Origin of the sequence: Anaerococcus lactolyticus S7-1-13 (genome assembly GCF_000758765.1) — a bacterium.
GTDB classification, from domain to species: domain Bacteria; phylum Bacillota; class Clostridia; order Tissierellales; family Peptoniphilaceae; genus Anaerococcus; species Anaerococcus lactolyticus.
In genome coordinates this window covers 141,600-164,392 of record NZ_JRMW01000043.1, presented here as the reverse complement: position 1 = coordinate 164,392, position 22,793 = coordinate 141,600, and the positions used below count along the sequence as shown (strand labels likewise).

The 22,793-nt window shown below is 31.6% G+C and carries 26 protein-coding genes; 1 reads left to right on the top strand and 25 read right to left on the bottom strand.

The genetic code is table 11. The annotated features are described in order from the left end of the window. Positions 1-6 precede the first annotated feature (6 nt). The 6 genes from obgE to HMPREF1630_RS08830 all read right to left on the bottom strand — a co-directional run bounded on the left by obgE (position 7) and on the right by HMPREF1630_RS08830 (position 4,619). Positions 7-1,287 (bottom strand): GTPase ObgE, encoded by a 1,281-nt coding sequence (gene obgE, locus HMPREF1630_RS08855; RefSeq protein WP_037328821.1) that lies wholly within the window; start codon positions 1,285-1,287, stop codon positions 7-9. A 54-nt stretch (positions 1,288-1,341) separates the two neighbouring features. Then, positions 1,342-1,623, bottom strand: a complete 282-nt coding sequence (gene rpmA / locus HMPREF1630_RS08850; protein ID WP_004827476.1) for a 50S ribosomal protein L27 — start codon at positions 1,621-1,623, stop codon at positions 1,342-1,344. Beyond that, positions 1,620-1,937: a ribosomal-processing cysteine protease Prp gene (locus HMPREF1630_RS08845; RefSeq protein ID WP_004827475.1), complete on the bottom strand. Its 318-nt coding sequence runs from the start codon at positions 1,935-1,937 to the stop codon at positions 1,620-1,622. Before HMPREF1630_RS08845 ends, rpmA begins: the two co-directional genes overlap by 4 nt. Beyond that, a complete protein-coding gene (gene rplU, locus HMPREF1630_RS08840; protein WP_037328818.1) occupies positions 1,937-2,248 on the bottom strand; it encodes a 50S ribosomal protein L21 in 312 nt (103 codons plus the stop codon). Before rplU ends, HMPREF1630_RS08845 begins: the two co-directional genes overlap by 1 nt. 98 nt (positions 2,249-2,346) lie before the next feature. Beyond that, on the bottom strand, positions 2,347-3,510 hold the full coding sequence (gene thiI, locus HMPREF1630_RS08835; protein ID WP_037328865.1) for a tRNA uracil 4-sulfurtransferase ThiI: 1,164 nt from the start codon (positions 3,508-3,510) through the stop codon (positions 2,347-2,349). Then, positions 3,510-4,619 (bottom strand): cysteine desulfurase family protein, encoded by a 1,110-nt coding sequence (locus tag HMPREF1630_RS08830; protein ID WP_037328816.1) that lies wholly within the window; start codon positions 4,617-4,619, stop codon positions 3,510-3,512. Before HMPREF1630_RS08830 ends, thiI begins: the two co-directional genes overlap by 1 nt. A gap of 100 nt (positions 4,620-4,719) precedes the next feature. Here HMPREF1630_RS08830 and HMPREF1630_RS08825 point away from each other — a divergent pair, with 100 nt between their 5' ends. Further along, complete coding sequence (locus HMPREF1630_RS08825; RefSeq protein ID WP_037328814.1) at positions 4,720-5,628, top strand: ribonuclease H-like domain-containing protein; 909 nt, start codon at positions 4,720-4,722, stop codon at positions 5,626-5,628. Here the strand turns inward: HMPREF1630_RS08825 and HMPREF1630_RS08820 are convergent. The 19 genes from HMPREF1630_RS08820 to ruvC form a co-directional block, all read right to left on the bottom strand. Next, a complete protein-coding gene (locus HMPREF1630_RS08820) occupies positions 5,625-6,293 on the bottom strand; it encodes a uracil-DNA glycosylase (protein ID WP_004827470.1) in 669 nt (222 codons plus the stop codon). The two genes, HMPREF1630_RS08825 and HMPREF1630_RS08820, sit on opposite strands and share 4 nt — an antisense overlap. Then, complete coding sequence (lspA, locus tag HMPREF1630_RS08815; protein WP_004827469.1) at positions 6,280-6,720, bottom strand: signal peptidase II; 441 nt, start codon at positions 6,718-6,720, stop codon at positions 6,280-6,282. Before lspA ends, HMPREF1630_RS08820 begins: the two co-directional genes overlap by 14 nt. Continuing rightward, a complete protein-coding gene (locus HMPREF1630_RS08810; protein ID WP_037328813.1) occupies positions 6,717-7,484 on the bottom strand; it encodes a YlmH/Sll1252 family protein in 768 nt (255 codons plus the stop codon). The genes lspA and HMPREF1630_RS08810 overlap by 4 nt, the downstream gene beginning before the upstream one ends. 27 nt (positions 7,485-7,511) lie before the next feature. Continuing rightward, positions 7,512-8,075, bottom strand: a complete 564-nt coding sequence (locus HMPREF1630_RS08805; protein ID WP_037328812.1) for a cell division protein SepF — start codon at positions 8,073-8,075, stop codon at positions 7,512-7,514. 63 nt (positions 8,076-8,138) lie between these two features. After that, positions 8,139-9,122 (bottom strand): NAD(P)H-dependent glycerol-3-phosphate dehydrogenase, encoded by a 984-nt coding sequence (locus HMPREF1630_RS08800; RefSeq protein WP_037328811.1) that lies wholly within the window; start codon positions 9,120-9,122, stop codon positions 8,139-8,141. Between the two features lie 8 nt (positions 9,123-9,130). Then, complete coding sequence (gene plsY / locus HMPREF1630_RS08795; RefSeq protein ID WP_037328810.1) at positions 9,131-9,709, bottom strand: glycerol-3-phosphate 1-O-acyltransferase PlsY; 579 nt, start codon at positions 9,707-9,709, stop codon at positions 9,131-9,133. After that, on the bottom strand, positions 9,706-11,025 hold the full coding sequence (gene der / locus HMPREF1630_RS08790) for a ribosome biogenesis GTPase Der (RefSeq protein WP_037328809.1): 1,320 nt from the start codon (positions 11,023-11,025) through the stop codon (positions 9,706-9,708). Before der ends, plsY begins: the two co-directional genes overlap by 4 nt. Positions 11,026-11,058: 33 nt before the next feature. Beyond that, the gene (locus HMPREF1630_RS08785) at positions 11,059-11,475 is read right to left on the bottom strand and encodes a SoxR reducing system RseC family protein (RefSeq protein WP_037328808.1); all 417 of its coding nucleotides are present in this window, start codon (positions 11,473-11,475) and stop codon (positions 11,059-11,061) included. Between the two features lie 8 nt (positions 11,476-11,483). Continuing rightward, positions 11,484-13,232: an aspartate--tRNA ligase gene (gene aspS, locus HMPREF1630_RS08780; protein ID WP_037328805.1), complete on the bottom strand. Its 1,749-nt coding sequence runs from the start codon at positions 13,230-13,232 to the stop codon at positions 11,484-11,486. Positions 13,233-13,243: 11 nt separating this feature from the next. Further along, complete coding sequence (locus HMPREF1630_RS08775; RefSeq protein WP_037328804.1) at positions 13,244-13,846, bottom strand: MBL fold metallo-hydrolase; 603 nt, start codon at positions 13,844-13,846, stop codon at positions 13,244-13,246. Continuing rightward, on the bottom strand, positions 13,846-14,295 hold the full coding sequence (dtd, locus tag HMPREF1630_RS08770) for a D-aminoacyl-tRNA deacylase (RefSeq protein ID WP_037328802.1): 450 nt from the start codon (positions 14,293-14,295) through the stop codon (positions 13,846-13,848). The genes HMPREF1630_RS08775 and dtd overlap by 1 nt, the downstream gene beginning before the upstream one ends. Then, positions 14,295-16,475, bottom strand: coding sequence for a RelA/SpoT family protein (locus HMPREF1630_RS08765; protein ID WP_037328800.1), 2,181 nt, complete (start codon positions 16,473-16,475; stop codon positions 14,295-14,297). Before HMPREF1630_RS08765 ends, dtd begins: the two co-directional genes overlap by 1 nt. 4 nt (positions 16,476-16,479) lie before the next feature. Next, positions 16,480-18,210, bottom strand: coding sequence for a single-stranded-DNA-specific exonuclease RecJ (gene recJ, locus HMPREF1630_RS08760; RefSeq protein ID WP_037328798.1), 1,731 nt, complete (start codon positions 18,208-18,210; stop codon positions 16,480-16,482). Positions 18,211-18,275: 65 nt separating this feature from the next. Beyond that, positions 18,276-18,536, bottom strand: coding sequence for a preprotein translocase subunit YajC (gene yajC, locus HMPREF1630_RS08755; protein WP_052039422.1), 261 nt, complete (start codon positions 18,534-18,536; stop codon positions 18,276-18,278). After that, positions 18,536-19,654 (bottom strand): tRNA guanosine(34) transglycosylase Tgt, encoded by a 1,119-nt coding sequence (tgt, locus tag HMPREF1630_RS08750; RefSeq protein ID WP_004827456.1) that lies wholly within the window; start codon positions 19,652-19,654, stop codon positions 18,536-18,538. The genes yajC and tgt overlap by 1 nt, the downstream gene beginning before the upstream one ends. Before the next feature lie 8 nt (positions 19,655-19,662). Next, entirely contained in the window at positions 19,663-20,685 is a 1,023-nt protein-coding gene (gene queA, locus HMPREF1630_RS08745) for a tRNA preQ1(34) S-adenosylmethionine ribosyltransferase-isomerase QueA (RefSeq protein WP_004827455.1), read from the bottom strand. Further along, the gene (gene ruvB / locus HMPREF1630_RS08740) at positions 20,686-21,693 is read right to left on the bottom strand and encodes a Holliday junction branch migration DNA helicase RuvB (protein ID WP_004827454.1); all 1,008 of its coding nucleotides are present in this window, start codon (positions 21,691-21,693) and stop codon (positions 20,686-20,688) included. An 8-nt stretch (positions 21,694-21,701) separates the two neighbouring features. Further along, a complete protein-coding gene (gene ruvA / locus HMPREF1630_RS08735) occupies positions 21,702-22,292 on the bottom strand; it encodes a Holliday junction branch migration protein RuvA (RefSeq protein ID WP_004827453.1) in 591 nt (196 codons plus the stop codon). After that, a complete protein-coding gene (ruvC, locus tag HMPREF1630_RS08730) occupies positions 22,292-22,786 on the bottom strand; it encodes a crossover junction endodeoxyribonuclease RuvC (RefSeq protein ID WP_004827452.1) in 495 nt (164 codons plus the stop codon). Before ruvC ends, ruvA begins: the two co-directional genes overlap by 1 nt. Positions 22,787-22,793: the final 7 nt, after the last annotated feature.

The following is a 22,793-nucleotide window of genomic DNA, read 5'->3' as shown; positions in this document are numbered from 1 at the left end:
TTCCTCCTATTCATAATATTCAAAGACAATATCGCCCACAGCAACACTATCTCCGTCTTGTATTCCCATTTCTTTTAATTTATCAAATACGTCCATTTCTCTAAGAGTTGATTCAAAGTAAATCATTGAGTCGTAATCGTCAATATTTACTTTCTTTAAGAGGTTGTCTACCCTCTTACCGTAAACTAAGTATATATCATTTTCTTTCTTGATATTTAAGTCAAAATCAATTTCTTTATTGTAGAAATCTTCTAAGAATTTTTCATCAACTTCTTCATATAGAGCGAATTCTTCTTCACTTGATTTTTCAAGTTCTTCTGTGACATAATCAATCATTTCCTTTATACCAGCTGTAGTCGCTGCAGAAATTTTAAATATCTTATAAGCATCATCATATTGTTCAATAAATTTTGCTGCATTATCATTATAATCAAGCTCACACTTATTTAAAGCAACAATCATTGGCTTCTCAGAAAGTTTTTTATTGTAAAGTTTTAATTCCTTATTGATAAGCTTGAAGTCTTCAATTGGGTCTCTGCCCTCAAGACCAGAGATATCAACAAGATGAATCAAAATCCTACATCTTTCTATGTGCCTTAAAAAGTCATGGCCTAGTCCTGAACCTTCACTAGCACCCTCAATCAAACCAGCTATATCTGCAACAATAAAGCTTCTTTCATTATCTACCTTAACAACACCTAAATTTGGATCGATAGTTGTAAAATGATAATTTGCAATCTTTGGTCTAGCTTTTGTAATTACAGATAATAGTGTTGATTTTCCTACATTAGGAAGGCCTACAAGTCCTACATCTGCAAGGACTTTTAATTCAAAAATTAGATCTATTTCCTGACCTTTTTTACCAGATTCGGCAAATCTAGGAGCCTGCCTTATAGAATTTTTGAAGTGGACATTTCCACGACCACCCCTACCACCTTTTGCTATCAAAAATTCTTCACCATCATTTTTCATATCTTTGATAATGGTATTAGATTCTGCTTCTCTAATTAATGTACCAACAGGAACAGGAATATAAAGGTCTTCGCCTTTTTTACCAAACTTCTTGCTCTTTCCACCCTGTTCACCATTTTCTGCTTCAAAATTCTTCTTATATCTAAACTCATCAAGTGTGGATAGGTTTCTAGTTGCTTTGATAATTATTGAACCACCGTCACCACCATCACCACCAGCGGGACCACCTGTTGGCTCATACTTTTCTCTTCTCCAAGCAACAGCACCATTGCCTCCATCTCCTGCTTTTATGCTAATTTTTGCAATATCAATCATAACTTTCCTTTCATAAAAAAAGGCTTGCCAAAGGCAAGCTTAATTTTTTATCAATTATTGTGCATAAACAGAGACTTGTTTTCTGCTTTTGCCTTTTCTTTCAAATTTTACAACGCCTTCGCAAGAAGCATAAAGAGTATCATCAGAACCTCTTTTTACATTGTTACCTGGGTGAATTTTTGTTCCTCTTTGTCTAACAATGATTGTTCCAGCATTTACAAATTGACCATCAGCTCTTTTTACACCAAGTCTTTTAGCTCTTGAGTCTCTACCGTTCTTAGATGAAGAAACTCCCTTTTTACTTGAAAATCTTTGTAAATTAATATTTAATATCATATTTTCTCCTTATAATTTAATTTAACGTAGCTGCCATAATTACCCAAAAGTGTTTCAATACCTGTCTTAAAATAATCAAAAATGACATCTGTATCCCTATTAGGACTACTAATAGAAACAGTCATTATTATTTCATTATCTGAAAAATTAACGTCATCAGCATATTTGTCAAGACTATTAACACAGCTATAGGCAAGTATAGTGACAGCTGAACATACAAGGTCTTTACCATACTCATCGTAATTGGCGTGACCTTCAATTTCAAAACCTACTATTTCGTCTTTTTTATTGATTAATAAATTAATATTAATCATTAAAGACTTATGCTATTAATTTTTACTAAAGTATAAGGTTGTCTGTGGCCGTGTTTTTTTCTATATTGTTTTTTAGGTTTATATTTATAAACCACAATCTTCTTATCTTTATTTTGATCTTCTACTGTTGCTGTTACCTTTGCACCTTCAACTAATGGAGCACCAACTTTAAGGTCTCCGTCATTAGATACTAATAGTACTTGATCAAAATCTACAGTCTCACCAACTTCGTAAGCAAGTTTTTCAACTCTTACTAAGTCACCTTCTGATACTTTGTATTGTTTTCCACCTGTCTTAATAATTGCGTACATGGAAAGCCTCCTATTTATAATATTCTCGCCAGCATTCGGGGATCAGAACCCTAACTGAGCGGTCTACTGATATATATTACTTCTGTATTATTATTTTGTCAAGCAATATCAATAATTTCCATATTCTTTATTGCTTCATCTTCTAAGGCATCAATATCTAGATTTTCTTCACTCATTTTTATAAAATTTAATTTTGGTTTTGTCACTGGACTATCAGGTGCAAAAATTGAACAACAGTCATCATAAGGTTCTATAGATTTATCATATGAACCTATCTTCAATGAAATATCGATGATATCTTTTTTATCCATCGCTATAAGTGGTCTTAAGATTGGTAAATCTGACGAATCATTTATAACTGCAACTGATTCTATAGTTTGACTTGCAACTTGACCTAGTGATTCTCCTGTTATTAATGCTTGATAGGCATTAGCTTCTGAAATTTTATTAGCTATTCTCATCATAAATCGACGAGATAAAATTGTTGTTTCTCTTCTTTCACAATTTTGATTTATTGCTTTATATATATTAGCAAGATTGACTGAGTAAACTCTCATTTTTCCTGTATAGGCAGACATAATTTCAGCAAGGTCTATCGCTTTTTGTAAGGCTCTTTTGGATGTAAAAGGGTATGAATGAAAGTGTAGGCAATCTATTTTCATTCCTCTTTTTGCAACCATAAATCCCGCTACAGGTGAATCAATACCACCAGATAAAAGTAGAAGTCCCTTTCCAGATGATCCGATTGGAAGGCCTCCTAATCCTTTAAATCTCTTAGAATAGACATAAACATTATCTTTAACATCAATAAACACTCTAAAATCTGGATTATGAACATCTACCTTAAGGTTAGGGAAATCTCTAAGAATAAATCCACCAATCTTGGCAGAAAGCTCAGGTGACTTAAATTCGAATGCCTTGTCAGTCCTCTTACAATCAACTTTAAACGTATAGTTCTTTCCAGTAAAATATTCCTCGAGATCAAGTTTACATGCCTTGTAAATATCATCGAGGTTTTTGCTTGTTTTTATTACATAAGAAACATATGAGATTCCAAAGACTTTAAGAATATTGTTTTTTAATTTGTCAAAATCTTTTTTATCAGCCTTAATATAAAGCTTTGAAGATTCTGAATACATATCCTCGTAAGGGATATCTCTTATGTTTCTTTTTATATTATCAATGGCAGTTTTATAAAAAATATGCCTATTTTTACCCTTTAGAAAAATCTCTCCAAAGCTAACCGATAACATCCATTCCATTACATAACCATCCTTATCATATCTATACTTGATTTCAAAACTTTTAAAGTACAATCTAAATCTTCCTTAGTTATTTCACTAGAAAAAGAAAACCTAATTGCACCATCCATATATTTCTTTTCAATACCTAAGGCACTTAAAATCCTGCTATAATCACCCTTGGAACAAGCGGAGCCACTTGATACATAAATTTCTTCTTCTTCGAGCATATGTAGAAGAACTTCTGACTTAATATTAGCAAATGCCACATCTAAGATATAAGGTGATGAATTATTTAAAGGTGATATTATATAGGTATCATAAATATTATCCTCGATTAATGTTCTTAGATAATGGTTAAGCTCTTTAATATATTCATACTCATTAGATTCGACCTGTTTTTTTAAGGCGATGCCGCAAGCATATATAGCTGGTGGATTATTGGTCCCTGAAGAAATTATCTCTTGATAACCCCCATCTAAGAGTGGTCTTATTTTCCCTTGGGCATTTTTTCTTATATAAAGTCCACCAAGCTGTTTAGGTCCATGAAATTTGTGAGCAGAAAAACTCATTATATCTATACCTAACTCTTTAACATCACAAGGAATTTTCCCCATAGCCTGAGTCGCGTCAATATGAATCACTATATCTTTATTATAATCTTTAATGATTTTTGAAATATTTTTTATATCTTGGATTGTACCAATTTCATTATTTACATATATAAAAGAAACAAAAGTGACTTTATCATCTAATTTATTTTTCAAATCCTCTTCGTTTAAAAACCCATACTTATCATTATTTACATACCTTATCTCATCGAAATTTGCATGTTTAAAAGCATTAAAAACCGAAGAATGCTCAATTTTACTTGTGAGAGCAACTCCTTCAAAGGATTTTATAGCTATATTATTCGACTCAGTCGCTGATTTTGTGAAAAATATTTCAGATTCGTTAGAAGATATCAATTTACCAATGTATTTTTTTGTATCCTTTATCAAATTTTCTGCTTCCATCCCAAAGCTATGAAGAGCACTAGGGTTTGCAAAATAATTTTTACAAACATCCACATAGGCTTTAAGTGCTTCATCATACATTTTTGTTGTCGCAGCATTATCTAAATATATCATATGTACACCTCAATTATATCATTATATTAGAGCTTAAAGATATTACAAGAAAGCTCAACCAATAATGATTATTTAAAGTTAATAACAGTATAATGAGTATATGATTAGTAAAAAAATAAGAATTAATGGCAAAAAATTAAATAAAGATGAACTTGTCTTAGATATAGAAACTACAGGACTTGATTTTAGAAATGACAAGTTAGTTCTTTTAGGACTTGTAAAAATAGAAAATGATAGCGCTTATATTTTTCAACACTTTGCGCAAGATGATTCTGAAGAAATTAAGTTGTTAAATATATATCTTAGGGAGATAAAAAATAAAAAAATAATCACTTTTAATGGTGATACCTTTGACATACCATTCTTAAATTCTAGGCTCATCTCACATAAACTCTTTCCGGTATTTCCAGAATCCAGCCAAGATATTTATAAAATTATAAAATGGCATTCAAAATTTTTTTCATATGACTCTATGAAGCTTGTAGCTATAGAAAAATTTATTGGAATTGAGCGAAATGATCCTAGTAGATATAAAGCAATTAGCAAGCTGTCAGAAGATATACTCACAAGAGATAAGCCTTATCCTATTCTTAAACACAATGAAAATGACTTAATAGCAACAGAAGCGCTTTCTGATATCGAAAATTTCTATATAAATAAATTAAGTATCGATAGCAAAATCGGTAAGTTTTGGATATGCAAGGCTAACATTAATAAGGATATAGGAAACTTTGAATTTGAGTCAGAAAAAAAATTAGAGGACTTATTTGTTGCAGAAAATAATTATCAAATAAGCATCAAAGATACCACCATCAAGCTTAATATACACGTTTTATATGGTAGTTTTAATAGAGATATAAATGGATTTGTAACTATAAATCATTTTGATTTAAAAAATGAATCTAACATCGAGGTTAACGATAAATTATTAATAATTAGAGAAGATAGAATTTATAACTATAAGAACTTATTAAATCTATGCAAAAAAATAATAGAGAATCATTACTAATCCTCTATTTCCCAATCTATTACTTTTAAATTGTTTTTCTTTAAAAATTCATTCGTTTTAGAAAAAGGTTTAGAACCCAAAAATCCATTTCGTGCTGAAAGTGGAGATGGATGTGCAGATTCTAGAATCAAATGCCTTGAATTTGTAATCAAGGCTTTTTTTGACCTTGCAAAATTACCCCACAGTATAAAAACTAAGGGTCTCTCTCTTTCATTCAATAGAGATATTATCTTATCAGTAAAAATCTGCCAACCTATCGATTTATGAGAGTTTGGTTTCTTCTCCTCAACAGTAAGACTTGCATTTAATAAAAGTACGCCTTGGCGTGCCCAAGAAATTAGCGTACCATTTTTCGCTGGTTCTAACCCAAGGTCATTGTTCATTTCCTTATAAATATTTCTTAAAGAAGGTGGGAGTTTGACTCCCTTCTTTACAGAGAATGAAAGACCTTCTGCCTGACCAGGATTATAGTATGGATCTTGCCCAAGTATAACAACATTTGTATCTTCAAATGATGAAAGTTCTAAAGATTTAAAAATTTCATCCCTTGGAGGATATATATTTTTTTCTTCATATGCCTTATCTAAAAAACTTTCGATTTTTTTAAAATATTCTTTCTCGAATTCCTCTTTTAGAATAAGATCCCAGTCATTATTTATCTTCATGAATAAAAACAATATACAATATCATTAAGCCACACCCCAAAGTCACAAAAATGTCTGCGATATTAAAAACAGGGAAAGTGAAAAATGAAAATTCAATAAAATCTACTACAAAACCATTAAAAAATCTATCATAAAAATTACCTAAAGCGCCTGAAATAATCATAGCTATACTTACATTTAATATTACAGGATTGCTCTTATATGACTTATAAAAATAATATATCAAATAAAGAACTATAGCTAGTGTTATTATCAAAAAGAAAATTCTTTTATCTTGTAAAATTCCAAATGCCGCTCCCCTATTTTCTAAATAAGTAAGATTTATAAAGGGTGTATTAATTGGCTTTTCTATAAAATTATTAATAGCATATAACTTACTCAGTCTGTCTAAAACAATCCCTAAAACAATTATTAAAATATATATCATTTTACTTTCCTATAACTTATGTGATAATTTCCCTTTTTGCTCAAACCATCAATTTTATCAAAAATAAACCTGCCAAACCTTCTTACAGATATAAGACTATTTTCATCAACTTGAATAGAAGGATCTTCAATAATTTGATAATCTACCTTAACCAATCTCGCCTTTACAATATCCTTAGCCTTGGTTCTTGAAGTTGAAAGAATTAAACCAAGTAAATTATCAAGTCTTAAACTCGATACAAAACCATCATGTAATTCATAGCTCGGTTTAATTAAATCGAGTTTGGCATCTTCTTTTTTAATCAAAGTTATTCTTTCGTTTTTAATTTTACTTAAGTTAAATTCAACAAAATCAGCTTGGTCCAAACTAATAGCAAATACGACTTTTCCATCTAAAATTGAAATATCCCCTATATCATTCCTATCAATACCAAGACTTAAAAGCGCGCCTAAGACGTCTGGATGACTTATATCTTGTGATTCAAATTCCATTACACTTATGTAGTTAGGCTCATATAGAGGCTCATAGAAATAATTTGCAACAAATATTTTTCTTTCAGCGTCTATATTCCCTCCCAAAAAACATATCTTTATAGAATTCTTATTTGCAATTTCAGCAATTGTTTTTTGCTCAAAAGGATCTAAGAAAAAGCTCTTAGTTTCAATTCTCTTATAAAAAGCCTTTTCTAAAATAGATAAGGCCTTTCTTATATTTGTTTTTTTCTGTTTGTCACTTATATGATCTAAATTATATTCTAACGCCATAAAAACAAAAGATCGAATTTAATCGATCTATAGTTGGTTATAATTTCCTTCTGAAATTTGGTCTGCCACAAAAGAATCAATCTCGACCCCATTTGGAGTTATAACAAAAATTCCTTTAGTAACTTTTTTCATGTTACCCTTAAGGGCATATACTGCTCCACTAACAAAGTCAAATATTCTCATTCTTAGATCATTGTCAACCATTTCTAAATTTAAAACTACCACTCTGTTCTTAAGGATTTCTTCTATAACCACTGGACCATCATTATCATAGTCTAAAGGCTCTTGTATTGATATTCTCATATTACTACTCCTAGAAAAACTGCTACTATTAATACTTACAACCTTATCTTCGGTATCATCTGATTTATAGGAATTATTAAAAGAATAATCATCAGAAAAACTTGTTTTGCTTGATTTAAATGAGTCTGTAGCATAAGTGCTATCCTTACTATCATCCAATAAATCACTATAAGTTGTTCTTGGTCTTTTTTCTTCCTTAGCTTCTACATCATCATAATACATCTGATCATCGTCATAATCATCGTAATTATCATCGATACCAATGAATTCTTTAAATCTGTCAAACATTTTTATCATCCTTTGCTTTTTTATCTACTATCATTATATACTAAATAATTATAAAGTAAAAATTTAAAATTCACTTTTTATATCTCTCATCATTAAATCTTTTACAGATTCATCGCAGTCTTTGTTATTAAATAGCACTTCGTAAATTTCACTAGTAATTGGAATCTCTATATTTTTATCTTTAGCTAGTTCATAAACTGATTTTGTTGAAGGTATGCCCTCAACAACCATATTTATCTCATTTTGAATCTGTTCAAGGCTATAGCCTTTACCTAATAAAATTCCAGCTTTATTATTTCGAGAATGCTTGCTAGTTGCAGTTACAATCAAATCTCCAACGCCTGCAAGTCCATTAATAGTTTTAAATTCAGCACCAAAAGCGCATGAAAACCTGCTCATTTCATGGATTCCTCTTGTAACAAGGGCAGCTTTTGCATTATCACCATAGCCAAGACCATGTGCAACACCAATACCAAAGGCAAGAATATTTTTTATGGCTCCACCCAGTTCTACACCAACTAAGTCAGTTGATGAATATACCCTAAAATATTCTCTCACAAAAAGTTCTTGTATTTCTTTAGATAATGCACCATCTTCACAAGCAGATACTACCGCAGTAGGCATCTTTAAAATTACTTCTTCTGCGTGTGACGGTCCACTTAAGGCTACAAATGAAATATTTTTATTAAAATCTTTAAAAATTTCTGAAATTCTTTTATGGCTACCAAGCTCCAAGCCTTTAGACAAATTAATTATTATATGGTCGTCTTTTAGTAAACCTCGCGCTTGATTTAAAACATTTCTAATCTGTTGAGTAGGAATACCATTAATAAGGTATTTATTAGCAAATACCTCAGAAAGATTACTTGTTGCTCTAATATTTTCTTTTAATCTGATTTCTGGAAAATATTTTATATTTTGATGTTTATCATTTATTGCAGAAACTACATTTTCATCTCTCGCATAAATAAGAACATCTTCTTTTTCAGCAAGCAAATCTGCTATTGCTGTTGACCAAGATCCTGCTCCTAAAATTGAAATTGTCATCATATCCCCTAAAATAATTTATTCTCTTCGCCCTTAATTAGTCTTTTTATATTATCCCTGTGTTTAGTTATTATAATTATAGCAATGATTGATAAACTTAAGCTAAAGCTATTGAGTCTATACAAAATAAGACTTGAAATAATTGCAACTAAGCAAACACAAATAGATCCAAGAGATACCATTCTTGATAATAAAACTATTATAAAAAATACTCCGAACATTCCAAGGGCAAAAATTGGATTTATATAAATTAAAGCTCCAAATACTGTTGCAATACCTTTCCCTGCTTTGAAATTTAGCAAGAAACTATACATATGTCCGATAACAACGAAGAACATAGCCAAACTCATGCCATCATTTCCTGCAATAAGATTACCAAGAAATGCTGCAAGTCCGCCCTTGAAAACATCAAGAACAAAGGTGAGTAAGCCGGCTTTTTTACCGAAATTTCTAAGAGCGTTTGTTGTTCCAATATTACCTGAACCCATGGATCTAATATCTTTTTTATAGATGTATTTTCCAATATAATATCCAAAAGGCAGGCTACCTAATAAGTAAGATAAAATCGCTATGGCTAAATACTTCATTTTTTACCACTTCGTTCTTTAAATACAAAGCTAAAAGGAACACCCACTAATGAATAATTCTGTCTTATTTGATTTTCTAGATACCTAGTATATGAAAAATGTAATAATTCTCTATCATTAATTGATAAAAGGAATTTTGGAGGACAAGTTCCTACTTGACTCATGTAATAAATCTTAAGCCTCTTACCCTTATCTTGTGGTGGTTGATTTATGAGCATTGCATCTTGTAATATAGTATTTAATACACCCGTTTTAATTCTCATCCTATAGTTATTATCAACTACTTCTATCATATCTAGAAGAGTATCAATCCTAGCATTGTCTTTAACTGATATGAAAACTATTGGTGCATAAAGAGCAAAAGAAAGAGTCTTTCTAATTTCCTTTTCCATTTCGGCCATAGTATTAGTATCTTTCTCAACAAGATCCCACTTATTTACCGCAATTATTATAGCCTTTTTATTATTATGGGCATAACCAGCAATCTTAGCGTCTTGTTCTGTAACACCTACAGTAGCATCTATTAAAAATAAACATATCTCTGCACTATCTACAGCATCAAAGGTTCTTTGGTTAGCATAATACTCTATATTTTCTTTTACTTTTGATTTTCTTCTAAGACCAGCTGTGTCTATTAAGACATAGTTGTGGTCATTATAGGTCCAATAACTATCAACGGCATCTCGAGTAGTGCCTGCTATATCTGTTACTATCATTCTATCTTCATTAAGTAGAAGATTTACTAAAGAAGACTTACCTGCATTAGGTTTGCCGATTATAGCAATCCTTGTTTCATCGTCATTTCCTTCAAACTGTGAAAAGTCTATATATGAAATAATAGCATCTAATAAATCACCAAGCCCTTTTGCCTGCTCAGCTGATATCATTACAAGATTATCAAAACCAAAGGAATAAAAATCATACAAATCATCAGGAACTTGCATATTGTCAACTTTGTTCGCCACAATAATTACAGGTTTATTATATTTTCTTATCTCGTTGGCTATATCAACATCATGAGGGTTTACCCCTTCTTTGCCGTCAACGACAAATAAAATTAAGTTTGTTTCAAGAAGTGCCTTTTCTACTTGACCCCTTATCTCAACGTTCATCATGTCTTTGCTTGATATATCGATACCACCAGTATCTACAAGCAAAAATTCATTATTTTGCCATTCAGCCTTATCAACTATCCTGTCTCTTGTGACTCCAGAGACGTCTTCTGTTATTGATTTTCTTTTTCCAACTAGGCGATTGAACAATGTAGATTTACCTACATTAGTCCTACCTACAAGAGTTACTATTGGTAAAGCCATATATTTCTCCAATTCTGTTATTAAATATCATGATTAATAAACTTTTCTGACCTTAATAAACTTTTCTTTTTTCGAACCCTTATCAAGTCTTTTTATATATAAAATTGACAAAGCAAGCATTAGGATAACAGAACCTAAACTAATTAGATTAGTATCATATCCTGTATTTTTTAATAACATTGAAGGAAGTATTGCTCCAAGCATTACTAAAATAGCAGGAATTATATACACTAGAGCTGAAATTCTACTAATTTCATCAGCGTCACTTTCTAAAATAACTTTGTCTCCTTTGTTTATATTGTCAGCAGAAAAAACTTCGATAATTGTGGTTTTTCTTTCTACACAAGAAGCACTAGCAGCGCATGAACCACAAGCGCTGTTTCGATCTACTTTTATTTTTAAATTTCCATTATTATTTTCAAGGACTAGACCTTCTTTAGTCATTGCCATCTATGCTATCACCTCAATTTTATATTAAGGTCCTCAAGCGCCTTATCATCTACCATAGTTGGTGCTTCTGTAAGAGGACATGTTGCAGATTGAGTTTTAGGAAATGCAATTATATCCTTGATATTATCAGTTTTTGCAAATAACATTAATAATCTGTCAAGGCCATAAGCTAAACCTGCATGTGGTGGTGTACCATATTGAAGAGCTTCAATGAAGAAACCAAATTTAATTTTAATATCCTCATCACTTAGCTTAAGTGCTTCAAATACTTTCTTTTGAAGATCAGAATTATTTATTCTAACTGATCCTCCACCCATTTCATCACCATTTATAACAATATCATATGCTTGAGTTCTTACCTTTTCTGGTTGGGTTAAAAGCAAGTCAATATCTTCCTCGTTTGGCATTGTGAATGGATGGTGTTGTGCTACATACCTATCTTCTTCTTCGCTGTATTCAAACATTGGGAAGTTCACAACCCAAGTTAAAGCGTATTCTTTTTCATAAAGGCTATTATCTTTAGCTATCTTAACTCTTAAAGCTCCTAGACCTTCGAGAACAGTCTTATCTTTATCTGCAGCAAGGAAAATTAAATCTCCATCTTTGGTGTCTAATTTTTCTTTCAAACCATTAATAACATCATCTGTTAGGAATTTTTTGATTGAAGATTGCATTTCATTATTAAATTTAATATAAGATAAACCTTTTAAACCATAATCTTTTACAAAATCTGTTAATTTATCTAGTTGTTTTCTAGAATACTTATCCTCAAGACCTGTAAAGTTAATAGCTCTTACAGACTTACCATCGCCAGTATTATCAGCGAATACTTTAAATTCACTTCCAACGAAAATTTCAGATACATCTTTAATTTTATATCCATATCTTAAATCTGGCTTATCAGACCCATAAGATTCCATAGCTTCACTATAGTCCATTCTATTTATAGGTAATTTTAAATCATAGTCAGTATAAGTATCAAATAAAACCTTTAAAAGTCCTTCATTCATCGCAATTACATCATCTTGATTAGAAAAACTCATTTCTAAGTCAAGTTGTGTAAATTCTGGTTGTCTATTTGCTCTTAAATCTTCATCTCTAAAGCATTTTACAACTTGGAAGTACCTATCTAATGATCCTATCATTAAAATTTGTTTTAATAATTGTGGTGATTGTGGTAAGGCATAAAATTTACCAGCATTTATCCTTGATGGAACTAAATAGTCTCTCGCTCCTTCTGGAGTAGGTTTTGTTAAAAATGGAGTTTCTACTTCGGTGAAGTCATTTTCGTAAAAATATTCTCTCATTGTTCTAACAATATCAGACCTAAGCTTTAGATTTCTTTGAACTGAAGGTTTTCTCATATCGAGATACCTATATTTTAGCCTTAAATTTTCGCTTACATCATCGTCATCTTTGATATAAATTGGTGGAGTTTTAGCCTTATCAAGTATATTTATCTTATCTGCAATAATTTCAATATCACCAGTAGGAATATCAGGATTTTTGCTTTCTCTTTCGTAAACCTTGCCCTTAACTTCAAGAACATACTCTTGAGAGATTTCGCGAGCCTTTTCATAATTATCCTTATCATCATCTCTAATTACAATTTGACTTATACCAGTTTTATCCCTTAAATCTATAAATACTAGGGAGCCTAGATTACGTTTTTTAGCAACCCATCCCATTAATACAACTTCCTTGCCTAAGTCTGAACTTCTTAAGCTACCACACATATGTGTTCTTTTAAATTCCATATTGCCTCCAATTAATGTAAAAAAGGATTATTATCTAATTCAAATCCCAAAATGCTTTCTTCGTTATGTCCAGGATAAATCTTAGAGTTTCTGTCTAGTTTACCCAATTTATTTATTATAGAATCTTTAATTTCATCAAAAGACCCTCCAGGAAAATCTGTTCTTCCTACAGAAAGTCTAAACAAAGTATCCCCTGTAAATATTACATCGCCTAGGACATAAGACATAGAATCTATTGTATGTCCTGGTGTTTTTATAGCCTTGATATTATACTTACTAAATACTTCTCCGTCCTTTAAATAATGATCTATTGGGACTTCTAAATTACTTATATGATAAGCTAAATTAAAATTAGGATTTTCTGCAATTTCCTTAGCGTCCTTAGATGCATAAACATCTACATTAAACTTATCCTTATAATATTTAAGCCCTGTAACATGATCAAAATGTGTATGAGTGAGTATTATAAATTCTATTTTTATTTTATTGTCTTCTATAAACTTATCAAGAGCACTTGATGGGTAGGGACAATCAACAATAAATCCCTTACCATTCTCGTGAACCAGGTAAGAATTTGTCAAAACTGGTCCTAGGGTAAATCTATTTATAATCATTAAAAAATCCTTTCACTGTCTAGAATAATTGTGACAGGTCCATCATTGATAAGACTCACTTCCATATGCGCCTGAAATTTCCCAGTTTTTACTGTAAACCCTTCACTAATCAATTCATCACGAAGTCTTTCGTAGTAATTATTAGCCTTTTCCAACCCTGCTGACATGGTAAATGATGGCCTATTGCCTTTTCTTGCATCACCATAAAGGGTAAATTGACTAACCAAGAGAATTTCTCCTCCCGTGTCCTTAATGCTTAAGTTTAATTTTCCATCTTCATCTTCAAATATTCTTAAATTTGATATTTTCTTTTTTATATAAAGAAAGTCATCATCAGTATCTGTTTGTTTAACAGCAAGTAGAATCATGTAACCATTTCCTATTTCAGATATCAATTCATTTTCTACTTTAACGCTTGCTCTTGTAACTTTTTGTATAATTGCTCTCATTAACTTTTCACCCTAAATACATCTGAAACTGTTTTAATAGTTTTTAACTTCTTAATAACATTATCTAATTGTTCAGTGCTGCTAACTTCAATAACCAAATCCATTATGCCAGCATCACTATCTGTTCTTGCATTGATGCTTAAGATATTTACGTCAAATGTTGACATCATTTTTGATACTTCAAATAGAATTGAAGGACCATTTGCTGATATTATTTGAATTTTAACTGGGAACTTATCAGTAGATAAATTTTGCCAATAAACATCAATTAATCTCTCTGGTGATTTTGAATTTATAATGTTTGGACAAGTCTTGACATGGACTGAAATACCATTACCCTTAGTAATAAACCCAATAATTGGATCACCAGGAACAGGTGTACAACATTTAGCAAATTTAACTTCTACATCCTCATCAAGATCTGATACCCTTATTTCATTAGTTACTTGGGTATTTATTTCTTTTTTACTAATATCCAAAGGACTGCTTAATTCTTTTTTCTTAAGCTCTTCCTTATCTTTCCTTATTAACTTCTGACTAACTTGCTCAGCAGTAGTTTTTCCATAACCAACTGAAGCATACATTTCATCTTCAGATGGAAAACCTAAATCGCTAGCAATCTCTGCTAGCCACTCATCTTTGAGCAAGTACCTATAATTTTGTTTATATTTCTTAAGATCACGCGCCACAGAAGATTTCCCAATTTCAATATTGTCTTCTTTGTCATAACGCTTAAAATATTGTTTTATCTTTGACTTGGCTTGGTTGCTTTTTACAATATTTAACCAATCCCTACTAGGACCTTGGGAATTTTTACTAGTAATTATCTCAACTAAATCCCCCGTCTTAAGTGGTTGAGTTATTGGCACCATCCTACCATTTACTTTGGCACCCACACAAGAATTGCCAACTTCTGTATGAATTTTATAGGCAAAATCTATTGAACAGGAGTTAATAGGAAGCGAATAAACTTCACCCGTTGGAGAATACACATAAATTTCTCTTGAGAAAAAGTCTGTCTTAAGAGTCTCCATAAACTCTTCATTATTTACATCCTTACCACCTTCTTGTTGCCATTCAACAATTTGCCTTAAAAAGCTCATAGCATCATCGAAATCCGAAGTAGTTTTCTTATTTTCCTTATAACGCCAATGGGCTGCAACACCAAATTCACACTCCCTATGCATTTTTCGTGTACGAATTTGAACCTCAAAAGGCTTAGAGTCATCACCAAAAACAGTAGTGTGAAGCGACCTATATCCGTTTGGTTTAGGTTGACCTATATAATCTTTTATCCTATTAGGAATTGGTCTCCACAAAGAGTGAACCTTGCCCAAAACAGCATAACATTCAGCTATAGTATCTACCAAAACCCTAATAGCTGTAAGATCATATATTTCTTCAAAAGCAATCTTATTTCTCTCCATTTTTTTATTAATAGAGTACAAAGACTTAGGTCTACCAGATATTTCAAAATTTATATTTGTTGAATCAAGCGATTTGGTTAAAGTATCAATTATTTCATTGATATAATTTTCTCTCTCACGTCTTTTTACGTTTACCATCTCGGCAAGTTCGTAATATTTCTCAGGTTCTTGATACCTAAAACATAGGTCTTCTAATTCCCATTTTAGGGAGTAAATACCAAGCCTATGCGCAAGTGGAACATATATTTCTATAGTCTCATTTGCTTTTTGTAATTGCTTTTCTCTAGTCATATACTCAAGAGTACGCATATTGTGAAGTCTATCAGCAAGTTTAATAAGGACCACCCTTACATCATTTGCCATGGCCATAACCATTTTTCTTATATTTTCAGCTTGTTTTTCTTCTTTTGAAGTATAATTTATATTTTTTAGTTTAGTTACTCCATCAACTAGAAAAGTAATTTCTTCACCAAACTCAGCCTTCATTTCATCTCTTGTAACGTCTGTATCTTCAAGAACATCATGCATAAGACCTGCACATATAGTTTCATCATCAAGCTTCATATCAGATAAATTAGATGCCACTGCAATCGGATGGATAAAATAATCTTCGCCTGAATTTCTCTTTTGTCCATTATGGTGGAGAACGCCAAAGTCATAAGCTTTTTTTATAAGGTCTATATTAGCGTGGGGATTATTTTTTAAAATAAGTTCTTTAAATTTTATAAATTCTTTATTAAAATCAGTTGCCATAAAATCACCTAATATCTAATAATTTTAACTGTAAAGTCCTATTACCCCTAAACTCATTAACATCAGGGTAGTAAACTATATCAATTTTTTTGCCTAAGATATCACCGTCAAACTTTTCCTTCAAATAGTTGTAGTCATCTTCTGCTTGAAATTTAATTGCATTATAGTAATTTCCATTTTGAAAAAGGGATAATCTTAATGTGTTTTTATCTTTGCCTATCATAGATATGGCAGCTATATCAACGCCTTTATTGGCAAAAATAGGTCTCGAATTATCTTTGCCATAAGGTTTAAACCTATCTAAGCTTTCTGCAAATTCTAATGATAATTTTGATATTGGAATTTGAGTATCTATGTTAATTGATTGCTCTTTATCAGTACTTGTAAGCTTCGAATTTCTGTTTAAAAATATTCTAAACTTATCTATCTCATCTATCTTTATAGAAAGACCACAGGCCATAGGATGACCACCAAAAGATTCAAGCTTATCATCGTATGGTGAAATTTGTTCAAACATATTATAAGCTGGTATAGATCTTCCTGAACCTTTCGCAATACCTTCTTCCTTAGCATTTGTAAGGATAATAGTTGGCCTATAATATTTTTCCTTAATTCTACCAGCTACAATTCCACATATAGATTCATTTATGTCTGGCGCATACACAACGATAACATCATCTTTGTCGTATGAATTTTCTTTTATAAGTTCTATGATTTTATTAAATGCAGTTTCAGTTAAAGATTTCCTTTCGTTGTTTAATTTAACTAAATCACTCGCCATATCATAAATTTTATCAATATCTTCTTCTATCAGTAAATCTATAGCAAGCTTAGCGCTCTTAAGCCTGCCTGTTGAATTCATCAATGGGCCCAAAATAAAACCAAGAGTGTATTCATCGACGTCCTTATCCCACCCAGCTTCATCTAACAATGCTTTAAGGCCAATCTTTTCTGTTTCATTTAATCTCTTAAGTCCTTCAATAACAAAAATCCTATTTTCATCCGTCAATGAAACGATATCACAAACTGTGCCCATAGCGACATATTCTAATAGGGAATATAAATAATAATCATCTCCATCTAATTTTTGATAGAGCCCTTGTATTAATTTAAAGCTAACTCCTGCCCCACATAAATCATCAAATGGATATGTAGAATCTAGTCTTTTGGGGTTTATAACAGCGTCAGCATTCGGTAGGATTTGATTGAGCCACTCATCATTTTCTTCTTTGTGAATTTGATGGTGGTCTGTTACTATAACATTTATCCCAGCATTTTTCAAATTATCTATTTGTTCAAAGCCAGTTATACCATTATCACAAGTGATAACCAATGAAACCTTATCCTCAATAGCCTTATCACTCATTTTTGAGGAAATTCCATAACCTTCATCAACCCTATGGGGAATATCATAAGAAATATTGTCATAATAAAATAAAAGACCATCCATAAGGGTCATAACTGATGCTATCCCATCCTGGTCATAATCTCCAAATATTCTTATCTCTCCACCATTCTTCATAGTATCAATAATAAGATCTACAGCCTTATCCATATCATTTAATAAAAAAGGATCGTGTAGTTTGCTTAAACTAGGATTTAAATACATATCAACTTTGCTTGGGCTAATAATATCTCGATTTCCTAAAATAAGAGCATCGAGTTTAGTAATGTTTCCTAATTTAAGATTATTTATATAATTTTGTTTTTTGTTATAAAGAAACCAATTTGCCATATCTACCTTTCTAATAAATTATACTCTTTAATTGAGCATTATTAAAGAAAAAGAGGCTCTCGCCCCTATTCTAAAATATTATCTATATATGACTTTTCAATAGTGATAGTAGATGTATTATCAACATCTCCTGTAATCAATATCACTTCATTTTTATTTATTTTTGCAACATACCCAATAATTCCTGATTTAGTAATAACTTTAGAGGATACTTTAAGGTTATCATTAACAAAAATTTCTCTATTTTTATCTTTTCTGTAATCATTCACATTTGTAAAATAAAAACATACAGCTAGGATAATTAATATAATATATTCAAGTCGCATTAGTAACCATATTTCTCATAAAATTCTTTTTTGTAATCAAGAAAAGAGTCATTCATGATAGCTTCTCTTATATTTTCACACATTTTTAGTAAAAAATATAGGTTATGGTAGCTTAATAATCTTGCGCCTAAAATCTCTTTAGCATTTACCAAGTGTCTTAAATATGCTCTTGAGTGATTTTTACATGTATAGCAATCACATTCTGGATCAAGCGGCGAAAAATCTTCTTTATAAGTTGCATTTTTTATGACAACTCTTCCATGAGAAGTTATTGCAGTACCGTTCCTAGCTATCCTTGTTGGTAAAACACAATCTGCCATATCTATACCAGCCTGAAAAGATTCAAAAAGATAATCAGGGGTACCAACTCCCATATTATATCTTGGCTTATCTTCAGGTAGTAGTGGAGTAGTAAAGTTAAGAATATCAATCATTTCTTCCTTTGTCTCGCCGACAGAAAGACCTCCGATAGAATATCCATCAAAGTTCATGGCAACTGTCTCTCTAGCGGAAATTTCTCTTAGATCTTTAAACATTCCACCTTGGACTATCCCAAAAAGTGATTGGTCTGGGTGAGAATTTGCCTTATGGTAATCAAGACCTCTCTGTGCCCATCTTAGTGTTCTTTCCATTGAGTTTTTAACATAATCATAACTAGCATTTGCATCAACACACTCATCAAAACTCATCATTATATCTGAATGAATATCATTTTGAATCTCTATTGACTTTTCAGGAGTAAAAAAATGTTTCGAGCCATCAATATGAGATCTAAACATAACTCCTTCCTCGCTAATTTTTCTATTGTCAGCAAGAGAAAAAACTTGAAACCCACCAGAATCTGTAAGTATTGGTCTATCCCAATTCATAAATTTATGGAGACCGCCAGCTTTTTTCATTATATCCATACCCGGTTTTAAGTATAGGTGGTAGGTGTTTCCTAAGATAATCTTAGCATCCATTTCTTTTAGGTCATCTACTGTCATTGTTTTAACAGTTCCAACTGTACCTACCGGCATAAATATAGGTGTTGGTATATCTCCACTAGCAGTATGAATTACACCCACTCTCGCATTAGTATATTTATCTTTTTTTATTAGTTCGTATTTTAAAGGCATTTATCCTCCTATTTTATGAACATACAATCCCCGAAGGAGAAAAATCTATATTTCTTATTAACAGCATCTTTATAGGCATCTAAAATTATATCCTTGCTTGTAAAGGCAGCTATTAACATTATTAATGTTGATTTAGGTAGGTGGAAATTAGTGATAATTGCATCGACTACCTTAAATTCAAAACCAGGGTAAATAAAAATATCTGTCCAACCTGAATCGGCACAAATTTTATTATTTTTTTTGTATACAGACTCCAAGGTTCTAATAGAAGTAGTACCTACAGCGATTATTCTTCTACCTTCGCTTTTAGCTTCATTTAGTATCTTTGAAGTCTCTTCGCTAAGGGTGTAAAACTCAGAATGCATTTTGTGATTAGTGATTTCATCCTCATTTACAGGTCTAAAGGTACCAAGTCCAACATTTAGGGTTAGGTAGGCAAGTTTCACTCCCTTTTCTTCAATTTTTTCTAATAATTCCTTTGTAAAGTGCAGACCAGCAGTAGGTGCAGCAACAGAACCAGGATTTTTAGAATAAACTGTTTGATAGTCTTCATTATCCTTTAGTTTTTCTTTTATATATGGGGGAAGCGGCATATTTCCTAATCGGTCTAAAATTTCATTAAAAATACCTTCATAATAAAATTCTACAATCCTATTTCCATCATCTTTAACATCCACTACCTTACAAGATAAGTCATCAGAAAATATTACTTCTGTGCCTATTTTCATTTTTTTACCAGGTCTAACAAGGACTTCCCACTTAGCTCCTTCAGTATTGTTTAGTAAGAAAACCTCAATTTTTTCTTCTTTTTCAGGCCTGTGTCCAAAAAGTCTAGCTGGGATTACCCTTGTATCATTCATAACCAGTACGTCTCCAGCTTTTAAATAATCTATTATTTCAAAAAAATATTTATCTTCTCTTTCACCACTTTTTCTATCTAATACCATCATCCTAGCTTCATCTCTTTTGCTTGTAGGATGTTGAGCTATTAATTCTTCTGGTAAATAATAATCAAATTCACTTGTTCTCATCTATTCCTCGTATTTTAATCCATAGTGCTCGTAGGCTTTTCTAGTTAGAACCCTGCCCCTTGGTGTTCTTGATATAAATCCAATTTGTAGCAAATAAGGTTCGTAAACATCTTCTATTGTGACATTTTCTATACCTGTTGATGCTGCAATTGTATCCACACCTACTGGACCACCCGCAAAGTTTTCATACATAGTAAGTATTATTTTTTTATCCATCGTATCTAGGCCCATTGGATCTATTTCCAGTAATTCTAGACCTTTTCTACTTGTTTCATAGTCAATCTTATCATCAGCTTTTACAATAGCATAGTCTCTGACTCTTTTCAATAACCTATTTGCAATTCTTGGTGTGCCTCTTGACCTTTTCGCAATCTCAATTGCACCCTTATCATCAATAGGTATATCTAAAATATTTGCAGATCTTTTTACTATTGTGGTCAAGTCGTTGCTATTATATAAATTTAAGGATAAAAGTACCCCAAACCTATCTCTTAAAGGAGCGGATAGCATACCGGCTCGAGTTGTAGCTCCAATAAGGGTAAACTTTTCAAGATCAATCCTTATTGACTGTGCATTTGGTCCCTTGCCTACAATAATATCTAGGACAAAGTCCTCCATAGCCGAATATAAAATTTCTTCTACAGACCTATTTATCCTGTGGATTTCGTCGATAAATAATACATCGCCCTCAGCAAGGTTTGTCAGAATCGAAGCAAGGTCAGAAGGTTTTTCTATAGCTGGTCCACTTGTTACGCGCAAATTAACTCCAAGTTCATTGGCAATTATTGTAGATAATGTGGTCTTGCCTAAACCAGGAGGTCCTTGGAGAAGTACGTGGTCTAGTGGCTCTTCCCTAGAAAGTGAGGACTTAATAAAGATATCAAGCTTCTCCTTAACCTTATCTTGACCAATATAGTCCCTTAACCATTTTGGTCTTATGGAATTTTCTTGTCTAAGATCTTCGATTTGCTCATTAGATCCTACTATCCTTGTGTTCTCATCAAACATTTAACCACCTAAATTAGTCTTTTTAGACTTTCTTTAATCAGCCCTTCAAGGCTTAAATCAGTATCCTTTAATTCATTTAAAACTCTGGCTACATCATTTTCCATATAACCCAAATTTTTAAGAGCTTCTCTAGCTACTTCTATATCATTATTTTTAACCGGATTTACTTTTTCAACCTTATCTAAATCTGGTATTGCCATCTTCTTAACTTTATCAACTAGCTCAAGTATTATCCTTGAAGCAGTTTTTTTGCCAATACCCTTAGCATCGGTTAATTTATCAATATCATTATTGACTATTGCAAGTTTAATTTCATCTGCACTTATAGATGATAGCATGCCTATGGCAATTTTTGGTCCAATAGACGAAACTGAGATTAATAATAAAAACATCTCAAGTTCATCTTTCGAATAAAAACCATAAAGAGAAATGTCATCTTCCCTAACTTGCATTGATGTGTAAATCTTATATTCGTTATTTATTTGAATGTTCGAAAGACTTGTTAGAGTAGAATTTATATAATAACCAATATTGTTAGTTTCAATTATAAATCCTTCTTCATTTATAGCCTTTACATCACCTTTTATGTAAGAAATCATTAATTCATCCTATATTGTTCTTTAAATCTTTGACTAAGCACATGACAAAGTGCTACCGATAAGGCATCTGCGGCGTCATCAGGTTTTGGAATCTCCTTTAAATTTAGTAAAGTTGTGATTGTAAGCTGCATTTGCTGTTTGTCAGCTCTTCCATAACCTGTAATAGCCTGTTTGATTTGTAGTGGTGTGTACTCATATATATCTAAGCCATTATCTTGAGCACATAAAACTTGAACACCTCTTGCATGACCGACAGTTATGGCAGTCTTTACATTTTGATTAAAAAATAATTCTTCTATGGCAAATTCGTCTGGCTTAAATTCCTTGATAATTTTATCTAAGTTATCATACAAAATTTTAAGTCTTTCAGGTGTTCTTGTTTTAGATGAAGTTGTAACCACTCCATTTTCTAATACTTTAACCTTATTTGATTTAAATTCAACCACTCCGTAGCCCATGATGGCTATGCCTGGATCTATTCCTAATACTATCATAAACAAA

Bases quoted from the DNA above. Each gene is read 5' to 3' on its own strand.
- obgE (WP_037328821.1), bottom strand. From the start codon at position 1,287: ATGATTGATATTGCAAAAATTAGCATAAAAGCAGGAGATGGAGGCAAT.
- rpmA (WP_004827476.1), bottom strand. From the start codon at position 1,623: ATGATATTAAATATTAATTTACAAAGATTTTCAAGTAAAAAGGGAGTT.
- HMPREF1630_RS08845 (WP_004827475.1), bottom strand. From the start codon at position 1,937: ATGATTAATATTAATTTATTAATCAATAAAAAAGACGAAATAGTAGGT.
- rplU (WP_037328818.1), bottom strand. From the start codon at position 2,248: ATGTACGCAATTATTAAGACAGGTGGAAAACAATACAAAGTATCAGAA.
- thiI (WP_037328865.1), bottom strand. From the start codon at position 3,510: ATGGAATGGATGTTATCGGTTAGCTTTGGAGAGATTTTTCTAAAGGGT.
- HMPREF1630_RS08830 (WP_037328816.1), bottom strand. From the start codon at position 4,619: ATGATATATTTAGATAATGCTGCGACAACAAAAATGTATGATGAAGCA.
- HMPREF1630_RS08825 (WP_037328814.1), top strand. From the start codon at position 4,720: ATGATTAGTAAAAAAATAAGAATTAATGGCAAAAAATTAAATAAAGAT.
- HMPREF1630_RS08820 (WP_004827470.1), bottom strand. From the start codon at position 6,293: ATGAAGATAAATAATGACTGGGATCTTATTCTAAAAGAGGAATTCGAG.
- lspA (WP_004827469.1), bottom strand. From the start codon at position 6,720: ATGATATATATTTTAATAATTGTTTTAGGGATTGTTTTAGACAGACTG.
- HMPREF1630_RS08810 (WP_037328813.1), bottom strand. From the start codon at position 7,484: ATGGCGTTAGAATATAATTTAGATCATATAAGTGACAAACAGAAAAAA.
- HMPREF1630_RS08805 (WP_037328812.1), bottom strand. From the start codon at position 8,075: ATGTTTGACAGATTTAAAGAATTCATTGGTATCGATGATAATTACGAT.
- HMPREF1630_RS08800 (WP_037328811.1), bottom strand. From the start codon at position 9,122: ATGACAATTTCAATTTTAGGAGCAGGATCTTGGTCAACAGCAATAGCA.
- plsY (WP_037328810.1), bottom strand. From the start codon at position 9,709: ATGAAGTATTTAGCCATAGCGATTTTATCTTACTTATTAGGTAGCCTG.
- der (WP_037328809.1), bottom strand. From the start codon at position 11,025: ATGGCTTTACCAATAGTAACTCTTGTAGGTAGGACTAATGTAGGTAAA.
- HMPREF1630_RS08785 (WP_037328808.1), bottom strand. From the start codon at position 11,475: ATGGCAATGACTAAAGAAGGTCTAGTCCTTGAAAATAATAATGGAAAT.
- aspS (WP_037328805.1), bottom strand. From the start codon at position 13,232: ATGGAATTTAAAAGAACACATATGTGTGGTAGCTTAAGAAGTTCAGAC.
- HMPREF1630_RS08775 (WP_037328804.1), bottom strand. From the start codon at position 13,846: ATGATTATAAATAGATTTACCCTAGGACCAGTTTTGACAAATTCTTAC.
- dtd (WP_037328802.1), bottom strand. From the start codon at position 14,295: ATGAGAGCAATTATACAAAAAGTTACAAGAGCAAGCGTTAAAGTAGAA.
- HMPREF1630_RS08765 (WP_037328800.1), bottom strand. From the start codon at position 16,475: ATGGCAACTGATTTTAATAAAGAATTTATAAAATTTAAAGAACTTATT.
- recJ (WP_037328798.1), bottom strand. From the start codon at position 18,210: ATGGCAAATTGGTTTCTTTATAACAAAAAACAAAATTATATAAATAAT.
- yajC (WP_052039422.1), bottom strand. From the start codon at position 18,536: ATGCGACTTGAATATATTATATTAATTATCCTAGCTGTATGTTTTTAT.
- tgt (WP_004827456.1), bottom strand. From the start codon at position 19,654: ATGCCTTTAAAATACGAACTAATAAAAAAAGATAAATATACTAATGCG.
- queA (WP_004827455.1), bottom strand. From the start codon at position 20,685: ATGAGAACAAGTGAATTTGATTATTATTTACCAGAAGAATTAATAGCT.
- ruvB (WP_004827454.1), bottom strand. From the start codon at position 21,693: ATGTTTGATGAGAACACAAGGATAGTAGGATCTAATGAGCAAATCGAA.
- ruvA (WP_004827453.1), bottom strand. From the start codon at position 22,292: ATGATTTCTTACATAAAAGGTGATGTAAAGGCTATAAATGAAGAAGGA.
- ruvC (WP_004827452.1), bottom strand. From the start codon at position 22,786: ATGATAGTATTAGGAATAGATCCAGGCATAGCCATCATGGGCTACGGA.